This is a genomic window from Streptomyces sp. NPDC107521 (genome assembly GCF_055598485.1).
In genome coordinates this window covers 90,228-106,467 of record NZ_JBVKAT010000004.1, presented here as the reverse complement: position 1 = coordinate 106,467, position 16,240 = coordinate 90,228, and the positions used below count along the sequence as shown (strand labels likewise).

Sequence of the window (16,240 nt, the reverse complement as noted above, 5' to 3'; positions counted from 1 at the left end):
GGCACCGGCCGGACCGGGGCCTCCCGGGCCCCGGTGCCGGGCGGTGCCGGAACCGTGGCCCGGACGCTCCCCTGCGGCGTCCGGGCCGTCATGCGGCGGGGGCTTCCGCGCCGACCGGGCCGAGCGCGGGCAGCGGCCGGCCGAACTCTCGGCGCAGCACCGAACGGGCCGCGAGCAGACCGCACATGCCGTGCACCCCCGGCCCGGGCGGGGTGGCCGCCGAGCAGAGGTAGACGCCGGGCAGCGGGGTCCGGTAGGGGTCCCACCGGGGGACGGGCCGGAACACGGTCTGCCGCAGGCCGATCGCCCCGGTCGCGATGTCGCCGCCGACGTAGTTGGGGTTGTAGGCGGCGTAGTCCCTTCCGGACAGCCCGCGTTGGGCGACGATGGTGTCGGTGAAGCCCGGCGCGTACCGCTCGATGGCCGCGCGGATCACGGGCAGCGGGTCGCGCGCGCTGCCGTGCGGCAGATGGGCGTACGCCCACACCGGACGGCGTCCGGCCACCTCGCGCCCCGGGTCGGTCACCGCCGGGTCGACGACCAGGACGAACGGTGAATCCCCTTCCACGCCACGGGCGTTGGCGGTCTCCTGGCGGAAGACCTCGGCCGCGGTGCCGCCCAGGTGCACGGTGCCCGCGCGGCCGGTTCCCGGGGCCGCCCAGGGGATCGGTCCGGAGACCAGGAAGTCCGCCTTGCCCGCGGCCGGGCCGTACCGGTACCGGGACAGCCACCGGGTGTAGCCGGACGGCAGGGCGCCCCCGGCGAGGCCGGGCAGCGCGGTCGGCGCGATGTCCAGCAGGACGGCCCGTGCCCCCGCCAGTTCCCGCAGATCGGTGATCTCCCGGCCGGTGTGCAGTTCCCCCCCGTGCGCCCGGATGTCGTCGGCCATGGCCTCGGCGATGCGGCGGCTGCCGCCGCGCGGCAGCGGCCAGCCGGGGCCGTGGGCCAACTGGGCCAGCAGCAGCCCGACCCCGGCGCCGGGCAGCGAGGGCAGCGGGCCGACGACGTGCGCGGCGGCCCCGGCGAGCAGCGCGGGGGCCTCCTCGCCGCGGAAGGCGCGGGGGCCGAGCCGGGTCCCGTGGACGAGGACCCGGCTCAGTACGGCGGGGGCGGCGCGCAGCCCCCGGAGGCCGCGCAGGTCGGACAGCATCAGATCGACCATGGCGTCGCTGCGCGTCAGCAGCGGCTCCATCAGCCGCCGCCAGCGCGGCCCGTCCGGGCCGAGGCCCTCGCAGGTGGCGTCCAGGTCGTGGTGGGCGAGGGCCGCCCGGCCGCCGTCCAGCGGATGGGCGTAGCTGACGTCGGGCCGCAGCATCCGCACGCCCCGTTCGGCGAGGCCGAACTCCCGGAAGAACGGCGAGGCCACCGCCATGGGGTGGACGGCCGCGCAGATGTCGTGCACCACCTCAGAGTCGAACAGGGCGGCGCCGCGCAGTCCCCCGCCGATCGTGTCGGCGGCCTCGTACACGGCGACGCGCAGTCCGGCGCGGGCCAGGGTGACCGCGGCGGCCAGCCCGTTCGGCCCGCTGCCCACGACCGCCGCGTCCACCGTGCTCACCGGACGGCCCCCGCGGCCGGGACGGGCTCGGCGACCCCGCCGGAGTCCGGCGCCGTGTCCCCGGCCGCCTGCGGTGCGGTGTCCGTCACCGCGTCCGGCGCGGGGTGTCCGCCGAGGGGGCCGTCGGCGAACTGGGCGGCGGCCAGCCGCCGGTAGAGGACATCGCTGTCGAGGAGTTCGGTGTGCGTGCCCACGGCGCGCACCCGGCCCTCGTCCAGGACCACGATCCGGTCGGCCTCCGCCACCGTGGAGATCCGGTGGGCGATGGCGACGACGGCGCACCGCCCGGCGATGCCGCGCAGGCTGTCGCGCAGCGCCGCCTCGGCGTCGGAGTCCAGGTGCGCGGTGGCCTCGTCGAGCAGGATCACGGCGGGCTTCTGCAGCAACGCCCTTGCCACGCAGAGCCGTTGACGCTGCCCCCCGGAGAGTCCGGTGCCCTGGTCGCCGAGGAGGGTGTCGAGGCCGTCCGGCAGCTCCGCCACCACCTCGGTGAGACCGGCGAGTTCGACGGCCTCGGCGATCTCCGCCTCGGTGGCGTCGGGCGCGGCGTACACGATGTTCTCGCGGAGGCTCCCGCGCATCGCGGCGTTGTCCTGCTGGACGTAGCCGACCCGGCCGCGGATCTCGGCGGACGGGAGGTGGGCGATGTCCCTGCCGTCGAGGAGGACCGCGCCGCCCCCGGGCCGGTAGAACCGCTCGATGAGCTGGAAGACGGTGGTCTTGCCCGCGCCGGAGGCGCCCACCACGGCGGTGAGCCCGTGGGCGGGGACGGTGAACGACACGCCTTCCAGCACCGGCCGGTCGCCGTAGCCGAAGGAGACGTCGCGGAACTCCACCGCGGGGTGGCCGCCCCGCGGTGCCCGGCGGGCGGCCGGGTCGCCCGCGGGAACCCCGGCCGGAGTGTCGGCGGAGGCGTCGGCGGAGGCGTCGGCCGGGGCGCCGGTGGAGCCGGCGGGGGCCGCGGCGCCGGCCGGGTGGTCGTCCTCCTGCGGCAGGGTGTCGAGTTCGTCCACGCGCTGGACGGCCGCCCGGCCCTGGAGGTAGGTGCCGATCGAGAGGAAGACCAGGACCAGCGGGGACACCAGGTAGAACAGGTACATCGTGAACGCCGAGAAGTCGGCCAGGCTGATGGAGCCGGTGACGACGCGGGCCATGCCGATGCCCATCACGGCGGCGAGCGACGCCTGGAGGCCGACGTTCAGCGCGGGCGTGAACAGGGCGTTCAGCACGGTGACCCGGTTGCCGGAGGCGCGGGCGCGGTCGGCGGACTCCGCCAGGCGGCGCTGCTCACGGCCCTCGGCGTTGGCGGCCTTCACCGTCGTCAGGGCGGAGAGCACGCGCTGCAGGTCGGCGCCGAAGTCGCCGGTGTCCTCCCGGTTGGCCAGGGCCGCCCGGCGCAGCGCGCGGGCCAGCCACACCGACCCGGTCCCGGCGACGCCGAGGCATCCGACGGCGACCAGCAGCAGCCAGATGTCGGTGAACGCCATCATCACCACGGCGCCGACCACGATCAGCCCGTTGAGGACGATCTGGGCGAGGCTCTGGGTGAGCGCGATCTTCATCAGGGAGGTGTCGGCGACCAGCCGGGTGTGCAGGTCGCCCTGGCGCCGGGAGTCGAGGTGCGCGAGCTCGGCCCGGAGCACCTTGCCCGAGAGCAGGACCCGGGCGTCGCGGACGATGTTCTCCCCCGCCCTGCCGATGAGGCAGCCCTGGGCGGCGGAGAACACGGCGTCCAGCAGAAACAGCGCGACCAGCGCCACGACGACCCCGACCACCGGGCGGTGGTCCCCCGCGGTCCTGATCAGGTCGGCCAGCAGCACCGGCTGCGCCAGGGTGCAGACCACGCCCAGCAGTCCGAGGCCGGTACCCCCGAGCAGCAGCCGCCACTGACCGCGCGTCAGATTGCGCACCGCGCCGCCGGCGGGCGTCTCGGCGAGGGTCATGAGCGCTCCTCACCCGAGTCGGCGCGGCGATAGCGGCTGATGTGCACGCCGCTCGCCTCGGGCAGGAACGGGCTGCCCGCCCAGTCGCCCTGCCGGGACACCAGGACGAGACCGGCGTCGGCGGCGTAGGAGTCGACGTCCTCGGCCGTGGTGAGCCGGGTGATCTCGGTGCCGATGCTCACCCGGCCGCCCTCGTGCACCAGGTGCGAGGCGTGCCAGAGGCCGCCGGGGATCAGGGTGGAGTAGGTCTGCACACCGGTGCCCGGTTCGGGATAGGGGATGAAGAAGGAGGTGCGGGCGAGCCCCTCGTGCAGGGCGGTCACGAAGCCGGGGTTGTGGGTCTCCACGACGAGGGTGCCGCCGGGTGCCAGGTGCCGGGCGGCGCGCGCGACGGCCGTCCGCTGCTCCTCCGGGTCACAGACCAGGGAGAGGGTGGCGCAGACGCAGTAGACCAGGCCGTACCGGGAGTCGTCGGCGTAGGTGCGGATGTCGCCGTGCACCGGGGTGACCGGGGCGCCGGTGTCGTCGACGGTCTCGCACAGCTTCTGGAGCATCTCCGGCGAGGAGTCCACGCCGACGACCTCACCGGTGAGCCGGGCGAGCGGGACGGCGATGCGTCCGGTGCCCACGCCGAGTTCGAGGGTGCCGCCGCCGGGGTGCCAGGAGGCGAGGACCTCGGCGGTGTGCTCGGCGGAGCCGTCGTGGGGCAGCAGGCGGTCGTAGAAGTCGGCGAACGCCCTTCCGTAGCCGATGTCCTGGACCTCGGGGTCGGTGGCCACGGAGGGGGTTGCGGTGCTCATACGGTCTCGCTTTCTCGTGCCGGTGCCGCGGTCTCGCGCATCGGTGTGTAGGGGGAGAGGAAGATGATCTCGGGCTCCTCGGCCTCGTCGTAGCCCGAGCTCCGGATCAGGGCGAACTGGAAGCCCTTGACGTCCGGTGTGCCGGACCGCTCGATCTCCTCGCGGAAGAACCTGCGCAGGATGCGGAAGGAGGGCAGGGTCGCGGCCACCTCGAACCCGCGGTCGAGGACCCTGAGGATCTCGCTGCCCAGGTCGTACACCGCCTTCTCGCTGCGCCGTTCGGGGAACCAGAGGAACTGGCGGGCTCGGCGGCCCTGGATGACCTCCAGCGCGGTCCAGTCGGAGGTCTCGCCCGCCTCGTCGAGGGTGCGGTAGTAGAACTGGAAGTCGTGCTGGGCCGGGGTCGGGGCGAAGAAGCGCCAGTTGGGGAAGACGCTGGAGAGCGGGTCGAGCCGCTGGACCCGGTCGAAGGCCGGGTTCGGGTGCTGGCTGCAGACGACGCCGAGGAAGGTCAGGCCGGCCACGAGGCGGACCTTGCCGTCCGTGCCGCCGAAGGCGCGGGTCAGCAGCGAGCCCGTGGCGCGCGGGAGACGGGAGTTGCTCATCGGTTCCCCTCCTCGGACGCGGCGCTCCGGCCGGACGGCTCCGTCCCGGTCGGGGGTCCGGACCGGTCCCCCGGCTCCCGCCCGGCGGTGTCGGCCAGGAAGGCCAGCAGGTGACGGAGCGTCTCGGCGGCGAGCTGCGGGTCCGTGAGGATGCCGTCGTGGTCGGCGCCCTCGATGACGACGTTCCGGACGGTCCGGTCCCCGCTGTGGGCGTCGGCGAGGTCCTTGTGCATCAGCAGGTGCTGGGGGTCGCGGTCCACGGTCCGCTGGGCGGAGAGCACCAGGGCGTGGGTGTCCAGGGCGTCGAGCGGCCCGGTGAAGGTGGGGAAGTCCTGCTCGACGGCCTTCCACTCGCGCACCGCGGCGGTCCACACGCGGGAGTCAGCGAATTCCGTCCTGACCTTGTCCCGCACCGGTTCGGGCAGGTTGGCGACCGACTCGGGCGTCCGCATCAGCGCCCCGAACCCCAGCCGCAGGCTGATGGCCATGCTGCGCAGGCCCTCGCCGATCCGCGGCGCGGTCGCGCCCTGCTGCGCCGACCGGTTGAGCTGCCCGGGGTGCGAACTGTCCACGTACACGACGGAGTTCACCCGGGAGCCCAGCCTGACCGCCGCACGGCGGGAGATCTCGCCGCCCAGGGAGTGGCCCATCAGCACCACCTGGCGCCCCTCGGGGACCGCCGCGTCGACCAGGTCGACCAGGTCGTCGACGGACTCCTCCAGCGTGTACTCCCCTTCCGCGCGGCGCCGGCTGGGGCCGTAGCCGGCCCTGCTGTACAGCAGCCACTGCCGGTCCCCGCCGCCGAGGGCGCGGACGATCCAGGAGAAGTACGCGGGGCAGGCGCCCAGTCCGTGGACGAAGACCACCACCGGGTCCGTGCTCCGTCCGTCGAGGGTGCCCTGCACGCTCAGTTCGTTGCCGTGCCGGGTGGTGACGACGGTGCCGCCGTACGGGGCGTCGGTGACGCGCAGCCGCCGGGCCAGCGCGACCGTCCCCAGCACGGCCGCGCCGCCCGCCGCCAGCAGGGCCACCGCGGCCGGCATGGTGTCGTCGCGGCCCGCCACCGCGGGGTGGCTGCGCGGCGTGCTGGTGTAGGCGACCATCGGGTGCATCGCGGCGAAGGCCGGGAGGAACCTGCCGAGGCCCATGACGTAGCCGTTGGCCACGTGGAAGAGGACGGCGCCGCTCAGCACCGGGCGGGTCAGCCGGCCGCCCTTCAGGTAGAGCACCGGGAACAGGCACTCCAGGCCCAGCACACCGTAGACGACGGCGCGGGCCGAGCGCGGGTAGCGCCGGGTCAGCTTCCAGACCCCCTCGTGCCCGTACGTCCTGGTGCGCATCACCCCCGCCAGTGCGGCGCCCGACCGCCATTCGGGACCGAGCAGCTTGACCCAGCCGGAGATCAGGTAGGACAGGTTCCCCTGGAGCGCGACGTACCAGATCAGGGCGTCCTGGGTGCGGGACGACGGGGCCAGTCTGGCCAGCCCGGTCATCGTCTGCACCATGGTGGACGCCTGGTCGGACCCGTCGGTGCCGTAGCGCTCGCCCGGGTAGAGCAGCGCCCCGCTGACGCCGAGGTAAAGGGTGGCGGCCCCGCGCCACCGGCCGTTGCCGGGCAGCATGAGGGCCGCGCTCGCGGCCACCCGCCCGGCGTGCAGCGCCCGGTTGCTCCGCTCGTCGGAGGCAAGGTCCAGCAGCTTGCGGAAGGGCCTGGCGTAACGGGCGTACGCGTCACGGGAGATGGCCCATTCGTTCAGCCGGCTCGACTGGTGCTCCCGGCGGCGCGCGAGGTGCTCGACGCTGGACAGCAGCGACGTCGCCGCGGCGAGCCGCTCGGAGGCGCCCATGGCCTGCTCGCGGGAGAGGGCGACGGGGCCTTGCAGGGCGGAGAGGACCGCGCGCAGCGTCGGCCGCTGTCCGCGGAGTCCGCTCGGTCGGATGGGGCGTGAGGGCATGGACGGGGCCTTCCGTGCTGGGGACGAGCGGGGTGGGGCCGCCGGTGGGAGGCGGGGGGCGGGCGTCGGAGGGCGGACGGGGGGCGGACGGACGACGGGGGGGAGGTGAGGGGTCGGGGCGCGGTCGGACGGCTTCGGGGCCGTCCGGAGTCCCACGCGCCGCGGGGGCCGGGCAGGGTCCTGTCCGGTGTCGTGCGGGACGGTGGCCCGACGGCTCGGGCCCGTACGGGACCCTTGCCGTGCGGGGTCGTAGGGGGCCGACCGGCCGGGGCCGACCGGGAGTCCCGGGCGTGGTGGTGGCGCGGGCGACCGCCCTGGAGGCGTTCGTCCCCGTGCCACCCACACGCCGTCGCTCCCGGCCGGCCCCGGCACGGTGGCCGTGGCTCCCCTCCTCGGCCGGGGGCGACGGGCCTACCGCACGGCGACCGTGCGGCCGGAGCGGCCCACCGTCCTCCGGGGCGCCGCAGCGTTCACGGGGCTCCCCCACCGGGGGCGGGGGCGGGGACGGGGACGGCCCGACGGGCTCACATCGGGAGCTTGGTGTTGCTGCCGCTGTAGTTGTAACCGGCGACGAACGCGTTCACCAGGGCGACACCGATGGCCGCCCCGGCCACGACCGCGGCGGGGGTCGCGGCGACCGGCGCGAAGGCCGACAGCGCCCGGCCGGCGTCGGACTCGGACAGACTCCCGGCGGCGCGCAGGGCGGCCGGTGTCGAGGACATGCTCACAGGATTCTCCTCACTGGAGTGATGGGAAGAAACGTGTCTCGGGGGACACGCGACTACATCGGGAGTCTGGTGTCGCTCCCGCCTGCGCGGCCGGCCATGTAGCCGGCCACGAACCCGGCGCCCGCCACGCCCAGGGCAGTGACGACGACGACCGGAGTCGCGGCGACGGGCTTGAGGGTCGGCAGCGCCATGCCGGGGTCGGACTCGGTCAGGACACCGGTCTCGGTCAGGACGGCCGGAGCCAGGGACATGCTCATGGAACTCTCCTACTGGTGATGGTTCGGGCGACCCGAGCCGGGCGCCCGTCGGTACCTACTGCGGGAGTTGCGTGGTGCTCCCGGTGAGGCAGACCGCGAAGCCGGCCGTCCTGGTGACACAGGCGGCCGGTACCGCCGTGACCGGGGTCGCCGCCACGGGCGTGAGCGCGGGCAGCGCCACGCCGGGGTCGGACTCCGTCAGGACACCGGTCCCGGTCAGGACGGCCGGAGCCAGGGACATGCTCATGGAACCCCCCTGCTGGTGATGGTTCGGGCGACCCGCGCCGGGCGCCCGTCGGTACCTACTGCGGGAGCCGCGTGGTGCTCCCGGTGAGGCAGACCGCGAAGCCGACACCGGCCGTCATGGTGAACGAGACGGAGGCGACCGGAACGATGTCGAGCGGCGTCCGACCGGGGTCGGACTCGGACAGGGCACCGGTCTCGGACAGGGCGGCCGGAACCGAAGGCGTACTCAAGGGCTTCTCCTTGCTGGTTGGGGCTGGTGGAACGGCACCGGTGGGCGACACCGACGGCCCGGCCCCCGGTGCGGCGGGCCGGGCGACGCCGGCCGTGCGCATGCCGGTCACCGGGGCGGCGTTCGCGTCGCGGCACCGCCGTGGGTCCGGCGACCGGCATGCGCACCCCCGGACGGAACACGGTTCCGGCGGGGGCGGGTCCGGACGGGCCGCCCGCCCCGGTGGGGGCGGGCGGACACCGGGCTCGCGCACCGGACGTCTCCCCGAGCCGCGGTGGGACAACGGTGTACCGTCGCCTACATCGGGAGCCGGGTGTTGCTTCCGCTGGCGAACTCGCGGGCGGCCACGCCGGCCGCGAAGGCGATCACCACGGCACCCGCGACGGTCACGACGGCCGGGGTCGCGGCGACCGGGGACGCGTCCCCGAACATCTGGCCACCGGCGCTCTCGTCGAGCGGGGCGATGCCCCTGGTCCAACCGGGCTGTCTCAATTCGGGCATGACTCTCCTTCATGGGGGGCCGCCACCGGAGCGCCCTCATCCAGGCGCGCGCGAGCGCACCCGAGCCCCGGCACCCCGTGTGAACAGGCGTTCTGCGATGCGCTCCACACGATGCCGAGAGCCCGGCGGAAAGGGAAGATCACGCCACTGGCATGAGGATGCGGACTCCGAGGCAACATCCTGCGGGTACGGGCACGGGGGTATCCGGAGCGGAGCGGTTCCGGTAATCCGTCGCGGAACGAGGCTCGTTGGGAGTGCATGGCGGAACGGGGCGGTGAATGCGCCGCTGGCGCAGGGGTGTTGTCCGCCGTCCGTGAGGGGCGACCGGTCGAGGTAGGACGGCGGGGTCGGATCGACGGCCGGGCCCGGCAGGGTCATGGAGAAGGCGAACCGTGTCCCCCCGGGTACCGGCCCCGGACCCATCCACGGCCGGCCCGCCGCGAGCACGGCCCTCGCACCGGGAACACCCCGCGCGCTCGCGGACGCCTTCCCGGAATCCCCTTGATATCCGGTCCCGCCGATTCCCGGCACCCGGTGAATCAATTGGAGTCGGCGAGCACCGACCGAATCGGTGCACGCCGCATGCCGATGGAAGTGACGTGCGCGGAAAGGGGACCGGCGGTCCCCGGATTCGTGCGACGGCTGAGGCCGGGTCGTATGACGGCGGCGGGAGAACCGCTGATTTCCGGTTCTCGACGTGCTCACCGGGAGAGGGGGGAGGGGCTGAGGTGGAGTCCTGCCACCTCGGCCGATTCACCTGAGCGTCGGGGCCGACAACGCACCCGGCCCGTCACGGCTCCTGGGGTAGGGTCACCCCCCTGTCGGCAAGGGAAGGGGATCGATTCGTGAGGATCACTCGTGCGGGGACGGCGCTCCTGATGGTGACCGGCATTGCCACCTGTTCCTCGGAAAAAGCGGGGGAACCGGCGCCCAGCCGTTCGACCGCGGAGGCACCGAAGGCTCTCACACGCGAACAGGGGGCCGGGAAGTACATGGAGATCGTTTCTCCGTACAACAGCGCCCTTGGGAAGTGCATGGCCAAGTACAACCCGGTCCGGGATTCCCAACTGGTGAGTTCGCACGGCCTTCCGGAGATCAGATCCGCGTGCAGGGACATGCCCGAGGTGAACCGTGAGTTCGTCGCGCGGCTCGAGGAGACACCGTGGCCGGCCGAGGTCCGGAAAGCGGTCGGTCAGTTGGTGGACGAACTCCAGGCGGACCAACTCGCCTGGCACGGGCTGGCGGATGTCCAAGGACCCATGGACGTCTTCGACCCGAAGTACCCGCTCCACGACGATGGTCCCGCCGCCGGCCTGGTTCGCGCTCACCTCGGGTTGCCCGGGTTGGAAGCGCTGGACCAGTAGGGGCCGGCCGGCTTCCCGTCGCCCCGGCCGGCGCCCCCTCTCCGGACGCGACGGGGCGGCCCGGAAGCCGGGCCGCCCACTGACGCACCGCGGGGCGGGCCTTGCGGCCAACCCCTTGCCCATCGGTCCCCTCAGTAGTCGATCAGGCCCGTGGCACGGCTCGTTCCGGAGAACTGCAGGTAGAACTGGGTGCCGTCGAGAACGTCCGAGGCGGCCAGTCCCCACCTGCCGGCACTCAGCGTCCGCCAGCCGTTGCAGCCCGACGTCCTGAAACACGTCCGGACGCTGCGGGTTGCGTCCAGATTCAGGTTGATGTCGCTGCACCGGCTGGTGGTGGTCGCGTAGGTGCCCCGGGCCGGCCAGAACGCGGGGTCGCTGCTGCTGGTCCCCGGCGAGCTGGTGAAGCGGGGCGCGTCCGCCGTGCAGGCTCGGGCGGCGCCGACGGACGTGTCCGAGGCGGCCGCCGGACCCGTCGTCGCGGCGGTCATGCCGCTGCCGAGCAGCAGCGCGGATGCCGCCAGCGAGACGACCCTGAGCTTCTTCCCCATGATTCGGTCCCTTTCTTCCGATCGTTCGCCGCACATGGGCGTGTCTCTTCCCGCCCAGATGCTTCCCGGGCGGGAACCGTCGCGGGGAGGGCAACGCGTGCCACGCCCTTAGCGACGGGTGCCAGGATCCGCGCGCGTGACCGCCTCACGGTACTCGGTGGGGGTGAGGCCGTAGGCGGTACGGAAGGCACGGGTGAAGTCGGCGGGGCGGGGGAAGCCCCAGCGGGCGGCGATCGCGTGGACGGGACGCGCCGCCAGCCGCGCGTCGCCCAGGTCCCGTCGTGCCCGGAGGAGGCGCTGGTGGCGGATGTACGAGGCGACCGTGGCACCGTGGGCGTGGTGGTGGAAGAGACGGTGCAGGGTCCGCAGCGAGATGTGGAAGGCGGCCGCGACCGCGGGGGGAGAGAGGCCCGTGTCGCCCAGGTGCCGGTGGATGAAGTCCTGGACCGTCAGGAACTCGGCGTGCCTGCGGACGTCCTCGGGTGTCCGGTCCTCGGCGTCGATGTGGTGGGCCAGCCACGCGGTGATCAGGTCGACGAGGACGCCGCCCAGCCGCTGCCGGTCGGCGGGCCGGCAGGACGCCGTGTCGGTGGCCGTGTGGGTGAGGAAGCCGGCGAGCAGTCCGCCGATGCCCTCGCGTCCCGGCAACCGGGCGGCCATGATCCGGTCCACGCGGTCCGGTGAGACGGGAATCATGGCACGGGGCACCTGGACGACGACGGAGGCCGCCGCCTCCCGCTCGGCCCGCACGATCGCCGCGTAGGGGTGGGAGGTGGAGTACACCACCAGGTCGCCCGCCCCCAGCGGTGCCTCGCACCGGTTCTGGACGATGATCTGCCGGCCGCGGAGGATGAGCCCCACGGCGTACATCTCGGGGTCGGACCGGCGGATCAGCCGCGGCGTCCGCCGGGACATCATGGAGGTGTAGGCCAAGCCGGTCACCTGTGCCCCGCCCAGATCCGCGGCGTTCAGCGAGGCGTGGAACTCGGCCGCGCGGTCGATGGCGAACTCGTTGGGTATCAACGCGCTCGCCGTGATGTCCCGCCACGCCTCCACCCGATCCGCCACCGGTACGGCCTGACTGTCGAAGAGCCTCTCCAGCATCGGCCCCGTTCCCTCTGTCCGTCCGGCTCGTTCGGTCACCTACACCTTCCTCAGCACCTACCTGGCGGTAAAGGGCGTTATCGGACAGGGGAGAGCCACTGCACCGGAACCGCGGGGGCTCGCGAGGTGGTCAACTCCCTCTCCTCACCGGGGCTCGGCGGTGCCGATCGCCGCGGGGAGACACGGCGCCTCTCCGTCGCGGCGGACCACGGCCGAGGAGCGGCTCCCGCGGTCCCCCGGGGTGGGAGAACGATTCGGGAACCATGGCTCACTCGTCGACCGCCCTCAGGTCCTCGGCACCGGATACGCGGTTGTCTCCGCGGGCGTCGTTCCGTACTTTGCCCGTATGACCCACAATCCAAGGGGCAATGCCGCGTAGGCGCCCGTCCGTTCCGCGGAACGGCATACCCACCCGCCCGCCGCGTCGGCGACGGTACCCGTCCATCGACCGTCTCTCGGGGTCCTGTACGGCCGATCTGCGGCGGCTCGATCGGACCCGCTTCCGGCCCGAAGCCGCGGAAGAGGCGTTCTGGCACTGGAAGGCCCTGGCCCACGGCCCTTCCAGGCAGTTCGCGGACCCACTCGACGGTCTTGACCGCGACATCCTGGAGTGCGGGTGCTACGGCGCCGGCTTCCGCGACCACCTCGAATCCGTGCTCCACGCCCTGCCGAGGAAGAGCGCACGTGAACTGCGCTTCCTGGTAAGGGCTCTGGACAGGAGGATCCTGTCCAGGATCAGGATCCTCCCGGCCGACAACCCGGACGCGCCGTGGTGGCGCGTCCGGTTCCGGGGCGTGTCCCAGGACTGATCCCGTGGTGGGGCGAGGAGGGGTTGACGGACCCGGCGCGGTCGGGGACGGAGCCGCCGCTGCCGCGGGGCGACCAGATGAACACGCCGGGGCCCGGGGTGGGCGCCGGACGGCCGTGGCGGGTCCGCCGACAGGCGCCGTGGAACGGACCGTCCCGGTCACCTCCACGATCGTCCGGGCGCATCGGCACACCGCGGGCGCCCGCGAGGACGGGCCGCCGCGCGGTGGACGGATCGCTAGATCCCTCAACCGACGGACTCGGAACAGCACTTGGCGGGGCCCGGGGTGGGATGACCACCGAGGTCCGCCTGCCGTGCCTCTCCCGGTCGAAGCGTTTCCGCGCCGTGGAATCCGGATCGGCGAACGGTGGGCCCGCTACCGGGCCGGGTGATCACCGCAGCGCTCACCCCATGACTCAGGGTGGGCGGCCGATCGCCGGGTTCAGTCCGAGTTGAACCACACCAGCACGGCCGGCCCGTCCGGCGTGACCACCGGCACCCAGGCCTCGTCGGCCTCGCTCATCCGGCTCACGTCCAGGCGAAGAGGGCGCGGCTCCTCGGTGGTCCCGTCGCATGCCCAGTAGCGGATGGCTCCGACGATCCCGCGGAGCCTGTCCCGCTCGTCGTCCGACCACGCGTGGTTCCAGGTGCCGGCACCACCGAAGTCCTTCTCGAACAGCTCGCGCAACGCGTCCAGTTCGTCAGGACCGAACAGCGGCACCAGGAAGCCCTCGACCTGCCCCTGCCGACAGGCGGTTCCGCCGTACTGCTGCTGGTGGAAGACCCCTGTCTCCGCCTCGACCACCGCATACAGCCAGCCACCGGCACTCATGCCGTCAGGGTCGAGGGAGACGAAATGTCGAGGACTCATGGCCGCAGTCTTCCGGCCACTGACCGCGGACTCAACGGCGATTCCCATCCGCGAGACGAACGACGAGGCGGGCCCGGGACCGTCTCCGGCCGTCGTCCCGGTCCCTGTCCCGCCCAGCCCGTGCACGGCGTTCGGCCGAGGTCGGCGGGGCCCTCGGCGGCGGCCAGCGGCCCCGTCGCCCCGTCGCCCCGTCGCCCCGTCGCCCCGTCGCCCAGGTGAACGTCCCTCTGCGCACGGACCACCAATCCCAGTGGCACGGTGGGAACGCGCGCACCGCGAAGGGCGCGCTCGGTGTACCGACCCGCGTGCGCCCGGGTCGCTCGTCGCCGTCGGGCACGCGCTCTGTTCCGCGCGGGCCGGGTGACCCACGCTGGGTGTCCGGACCCGGGACGGACCAGTGGGAGGGACCGTGGGTGAGTGGAAGCAGGGGACGTGCGGTTGGCCGACGGACCGGGGCAGTTGCCGCAACAAGACGATGAAGGGCACGTCGCGTTGCTACCGCCACCAAGGTGACTGGACGAAGCGCGGCCAGGCCGAGAAGCGGAGGGCGAACAAGCGCCGCAGGAAGTAGGCCGGCCCCACGGGGTGGCGTGCGCCTGCGATACGACGCCCACGGACACCGGCGCTGACGGCCCGCGGACGTTCGCGGGCCGTGGGCGCCGGTGCGGCGTACCCGTCCAGGCCGAGGCGCCCGCCGGGGTCGCTTCTGGCCGGGGGTCGGCGCGCCACGGTCCTGCCAGGTGTGGGAGCCGACAGTGGTCGGCCACGGTGCCGGGCGGGTACATGCCTGCCCGCCAACCGGGCGAACGAAGCCACAGGTCGTCCGCCCTGGAGCCCATCTTCTGCTCTCCGATGCGGACACCGCTCTCCTTTGCGAGCACCGTCCCCTGATGCGAGCACTGCTCCCCGCGTCACTCCTCGCGTCCTCGAAGGGGGCGAGAGCACCGCTCTCCGACGTGAGCAGCACCCGCCGGTGCGAGCATCGCTCTCCCTGGAGAGCACCGCCCTTCCGCGAGATCACCGCTCTCCCCCGTACCGCGAACACCGCTCACTGACGCGAGCAGCACCCGCTCGCACAAGCACTGCTCTCCCCGGAGAGCACCGCCCTCCCATGCGAGCACTGCTCACCAATGCGAGCATCGCTCATCGACACGAGCGCCGCTCTCCCATGCGCCCCCTGCTCTCCCTCACCCTCACCTTCCCCCCTCCGCTTCCTCCACCTCCCCGGTTCCCCCCGTCTCCTCCGTGATCACGCAGCCGACCCGATCCGCCCCGGCGGACGGCCGTCCCCGTTCCAGGCCCCGGCCCCGGCCCCGGCCCCGGCCCCGGCTTCAGGCTCGTCCTCGCCCTCGCCCTCGCTCCCGCCCGTACCCCCACCCCGAACCCCGCTCCCGCTCGCCATCCCTCCGTCGTGGTGGATGGGGGTGCGGGCGCCGGTCAGGGGCGTGCCGTTGCCGCCGTTGCGGGCGGCGACGATCTCGGCGGCGATGGACAGGGCCGTCTCCTCGGGGGTGCGGGCGCCGAGGTCGAGGCCGATGGGGGACCTGAGGCGGGCCAGTTCCCGTTCGCCGACGCCGGCCTCGCGCAGTCGGGCCGTGCGGTCCAGGTGGGTGCGGCGCGAGCCCATCGCCCCGACGTACGCCACCGGCAGGCGCAGCGCGAGGCGCAGCAGGGGGACGTCGAACTTGGCGTCGTGGGTCAGGACGCACAGGACGGTACGGGCGTCGACGGCGGTGCGGGCGAGGTACTCGTGGGGCCATGCGACGACGACCTCGTCGGCGTCGGGGAAGCGGGCCCGGGTCGCGAAGACGGGGCGGGCGTCGCAGACCGTGACGTGGTGGCCGAGGAAGCGTCCGACGCGGACCAGGGCCGAGGCGAAGTCGACCGCGCCGAAGACGATCAGACGGGGGGCGGTTACCGAGGACTCGACCAGGAGGGTGAGCGGTGCTCCGCAACGAGAGCCCTGCTCTCCGATGTGCAGGGTGCCGGTACGGCCCGTGTCCAGGAAGGCCCGGGCCTCCGCGGCGACGGTCCGGTCCAGCTCGGGCCGACCGCCGAGTCCGCCGTGGTGGAAACCGCCACCCGCACCGCTCTCCGGGCCACCCAGCGCACCGCCCCCCGGATCACCCAGCGCACCGCCCCACGCCGCCCCACGACCCGGCCCGTCCCCCCGCCCCTCCGCCGAGCCCGCCCGTACGGCCAGCGCGCGGCCCATCAGCCCGGCGGGGCCCTCCACGACCCGGGCCAGGGCCACCGCCTCCCCCCGCGCGGCGGCGGCGAGGGCGGCGGTCACGGTCGGCCGGGCGGGGTCGGCGGCGCGTACCGGGGTGACCAGGACGTCGATGACGCCACCGCAGGTCAGGCCCACGGCGAAGGCGTCGTCGTCGCTGTGGCGGAAGCGTTCGATGACGGTGGTGCCGTCCCGGAGCGCCTGTCGGCACAGTTCGTACACGGCGCCCTCCACACAGCCGCCGGAGACGGAACCGGTCACCTCGCCGTCGGTGTCCACCGCGAGGGCGGCGCCGGGTCCGCGGGGCGCGCTGCCGCTGACGGCCACGACGGTGGCCACGGCGAAGTCGCGGCCCCGTTCGGCCCACCGGTGCAGTTCTGCGGCGATGTCCAGCATGTGTCGGCCTCCTCGCGGCGGTCAGGGTCTGGGTTCCCGGTGGGGCGCCCGGTGCACGTCGAGCCGGCGCCCGATCGGAACGGACCCGTCGGAACGG

The 16,240-nt window shown here is 73.9% G+C and carries 16 protein-coding genes; 2 read left to right on the top strand and 14 right to left on the bottom strand.

The annotated features are described in order from the left end of the window. Positions 1 to 88 precede the first annotated feature (88 nt). The 10 genes from ACZ7LB_RS08400 to ACZ7LB_RS08355 all read right to left on the bottom strand — a co-directional run bounded on the left by ACZ7LB_RS08400 (position 89) and on the right by ACZ7LB_RS08355 (position 8,822). Positions 89 to 1,558, bottom strand: coding sequence for a phytoene desaturase family protein (locus ACZ7LB_RS08400; protein WP_471466278.1), 1,470 nt, complete (start codon positions 1,556 to 1,558; stop codon positions 89 to 91). Further along, positions 1,555 to 3,501, bottom strand: a complete 1,947-nt coding sequence (locus tag ACZ7LB_RS08395) for an ABC transporter ATP-binding protein (RefSeq protein WP_471466276.1) — start codon at positions 3,499 to 3,501, stop codon at positions 1,555 to 1,557. Before ACZ7LB_RS08395 ends, ACZ7LB_RS08400 begins: the two co-directional genes overlap by 4 nt. Next, entirely contained in the window at positions 3,498 to 4,301 is an 804-nt protein-coding gene (locus ACZ7LB_RS08390) for a class I SAM-dependent methyltransferase (protein WP_471466274.1), read from the bottom strand. The genes ACZ7LB_RS08395 and ACZ7LB_RS08390 overlap by 4 nt, the downstream gene beginning before the upstream one ends. Continuing rightward, the gene (locus tag ACZ7LB_RS08385; protein ID WP_471466272.1) at positions 4,298 to 4,906 is read right to left on the bottom strand and encodes a hypothetical protein; all 609 of its coding nucleotides are present in this window, start codon (positions 4,904 to 4,906) and stop codon (positions 4,298 to 4,300) included. The genes ACZ7LB_RS08390 and ACZ7LB_RS08385 overlap by 4 nt, the downstream gene beginning before the upstream one ends. Next, entirely contained in the window at positions 4,903 to 6,753 is a 1,851-nt protein-coding gene (locus ACZ7LB_RS08380; protein WP_471466614.1) for an alpha/beta fold hydrolase, read from the bottom strand. Before ACZ7LB_RS08380 ends, ACZ7LB_RS08385 begins: the two co-directional genes overlap by 4 nt. A gap of 632 nt (positions 6,754 to 7,385) precedes the next feature. Then, positions 7,386 to 7,583 carry a hypothetical protein gene (locus tag ACZ7LB_RS08375; protein WP_471466270.1) on the bottom strand — a complete coding sequence of 66 codons (198 nt, stop codon included), beginning with the start codon at positions 7,581 to 7,583 and terminating at the stop codon, positions 7,386 to 7,388. A 59-nt stretch (positions 7,584 to 7,642) separates the two neighbouring features. Beyond that, the gene (locus tag ACZ7LB_RS08370; RefSeq protein WP_471466268.1) at positions 7,643 to 7,846 is read right to left on the bottom strand and encodes a hypothetical protein; all 204 of its coding nucleotides are present in this window, start codon (positions 7,844 to 7,846) and stop codon (positions 7,643 to 7,645) included. A gap of 55 nt (positions 7,847 to 7,901) precedes the next feature. Next, complete coding sequence (locus ACZ7LB_RS08365) at positions 7,902 to 8,093, bottom strand: hypothetical protein (protein ID WP_471466266.1); 192 nt, start codon at positions 8,091 to 8,093, stop codon at positions 7,902 to 7,904. 55 nt (positions 8,094 to 8,148) lie between these two features. Next, positions 8,149 to 8,322: a hypothetical protein gene (locus tag ACZ7LB_RS08360; protein ID WP_471466264.1), complete on the bottom strand. Its 174-nt coding sequence runs from the start codon at positions 8,320 to 8,322 to the stop codon at positions 8,149 to 8,151. 296 nt (positions 8,323 to 8,618) lie between these two features. Further along, on the bottom strand, positions 8,619 to 8,822 hold the full coding sequence (locus ACZ7LB_RS08355; RefSeq protein ID WP_471466262.1) for a hypothetical protein: 204 nt from the start codon (positions 8,820 to 8,822) through the stop codon (positions 8,619 to 8,621). 1,034 nt (positions 8,823 to 9,856) lie between these two features. On the opposite strand from ACZ7LB_RS08355, the gene ACZ7LB_RS08350 reads away from it, so the two are divergent. After that, positions 9,857 to 10,186: a hypothetical protein gene (locus ACZ7LB_RS08350; RefSeq protein ID WP_471466261.1), complete on the top strand. Its 330-nt coding sequence runs from the start codon at positions 9,857 to 9,859 to the stop codon at positions 10,184 to 10,186. Positions 10,187 to 10,317: 131 nt separating this feature from the next. On the opposite strand, the gene ACZ7LB_RS08345 is transcribed toward ACZ7LB_RS08350, so the two are convergent. Next, positions 10,318 to 10,734, bottom strand: a complete 417-nt coding sequence (locus tag ACZ7LB_RS08345) for a hypothetical protein (RefSeq protein ID WP_471466259.1) — start codon at positions 10,732 to 10,734, stop codon at positions 10,318 to 10,320. A gap of 108 nt (positions 10,735 to 10,842) precedes the next feature. Next, complete coding sequence (locus ACZ7LB_RS08340) at positions 10,843 to 11,838, bottom strand: AraC-like ligand-binding domain-containing protein (RefSeq protein ID WP_471466258.1); 996 nt, start codon at positions 11,836 to 11,838, stop codon at positions 10,843 to 10,845. A 368-nt stretch (positions 11,839 to 12,206) separates the two neighbouring features. On the opposite strand from ACZ7LB_RS08340, the gene ACZ7LB_RS08335 reads away from it, so the two are divergent. Next, positions 12,207 to 12,647, top strand: a complete 441-nt coding sequence (locus tag ACZ7LB_RS08335) for a hypothetical protein (protein WP_471466256.1) — start codon at positions 12,207 to 12,209, stop codon at positions 12,645 to 12,647. Positions 12,648 to 13,088: 441 nt separating this feature from the next. Here the strand turns inward: ACZ7LB_RS08335 and ACZ7LB_RS08330 are convergent, their stop codons facing one another. Together ACZ7LB_RS08330 and ACZ7LB_RS08325 are read right to left on the bottom strand one after the other, a co-directional pair. Next, positions 13,089 to 13,517, bottom strand: coding sequence for a DUF6210 family protein (locus ACZ7LB_RS08330; RefSeq protein ID WP_471466254.1), 429 nt, complete (start codon positions 13,515 to 13,517; stop codon positions 13,089 to 13,091). Positions 13,518 to 14,766: 1,249 nt separating this feature from the next. Then, complete coding sequence (locus tag ACZ7LB_RS08325; protein WP_471466252.1) at positions 14,767 to 16,143, bottom strand: XdhC family protein; 1,377 nt, start codon at positions 16,141 to 16,143, stop codon at positions 14,767 to 14,769. Between the last annotated feature and the right edge of the window lie 97 nt (positions 16,144 to 16,240).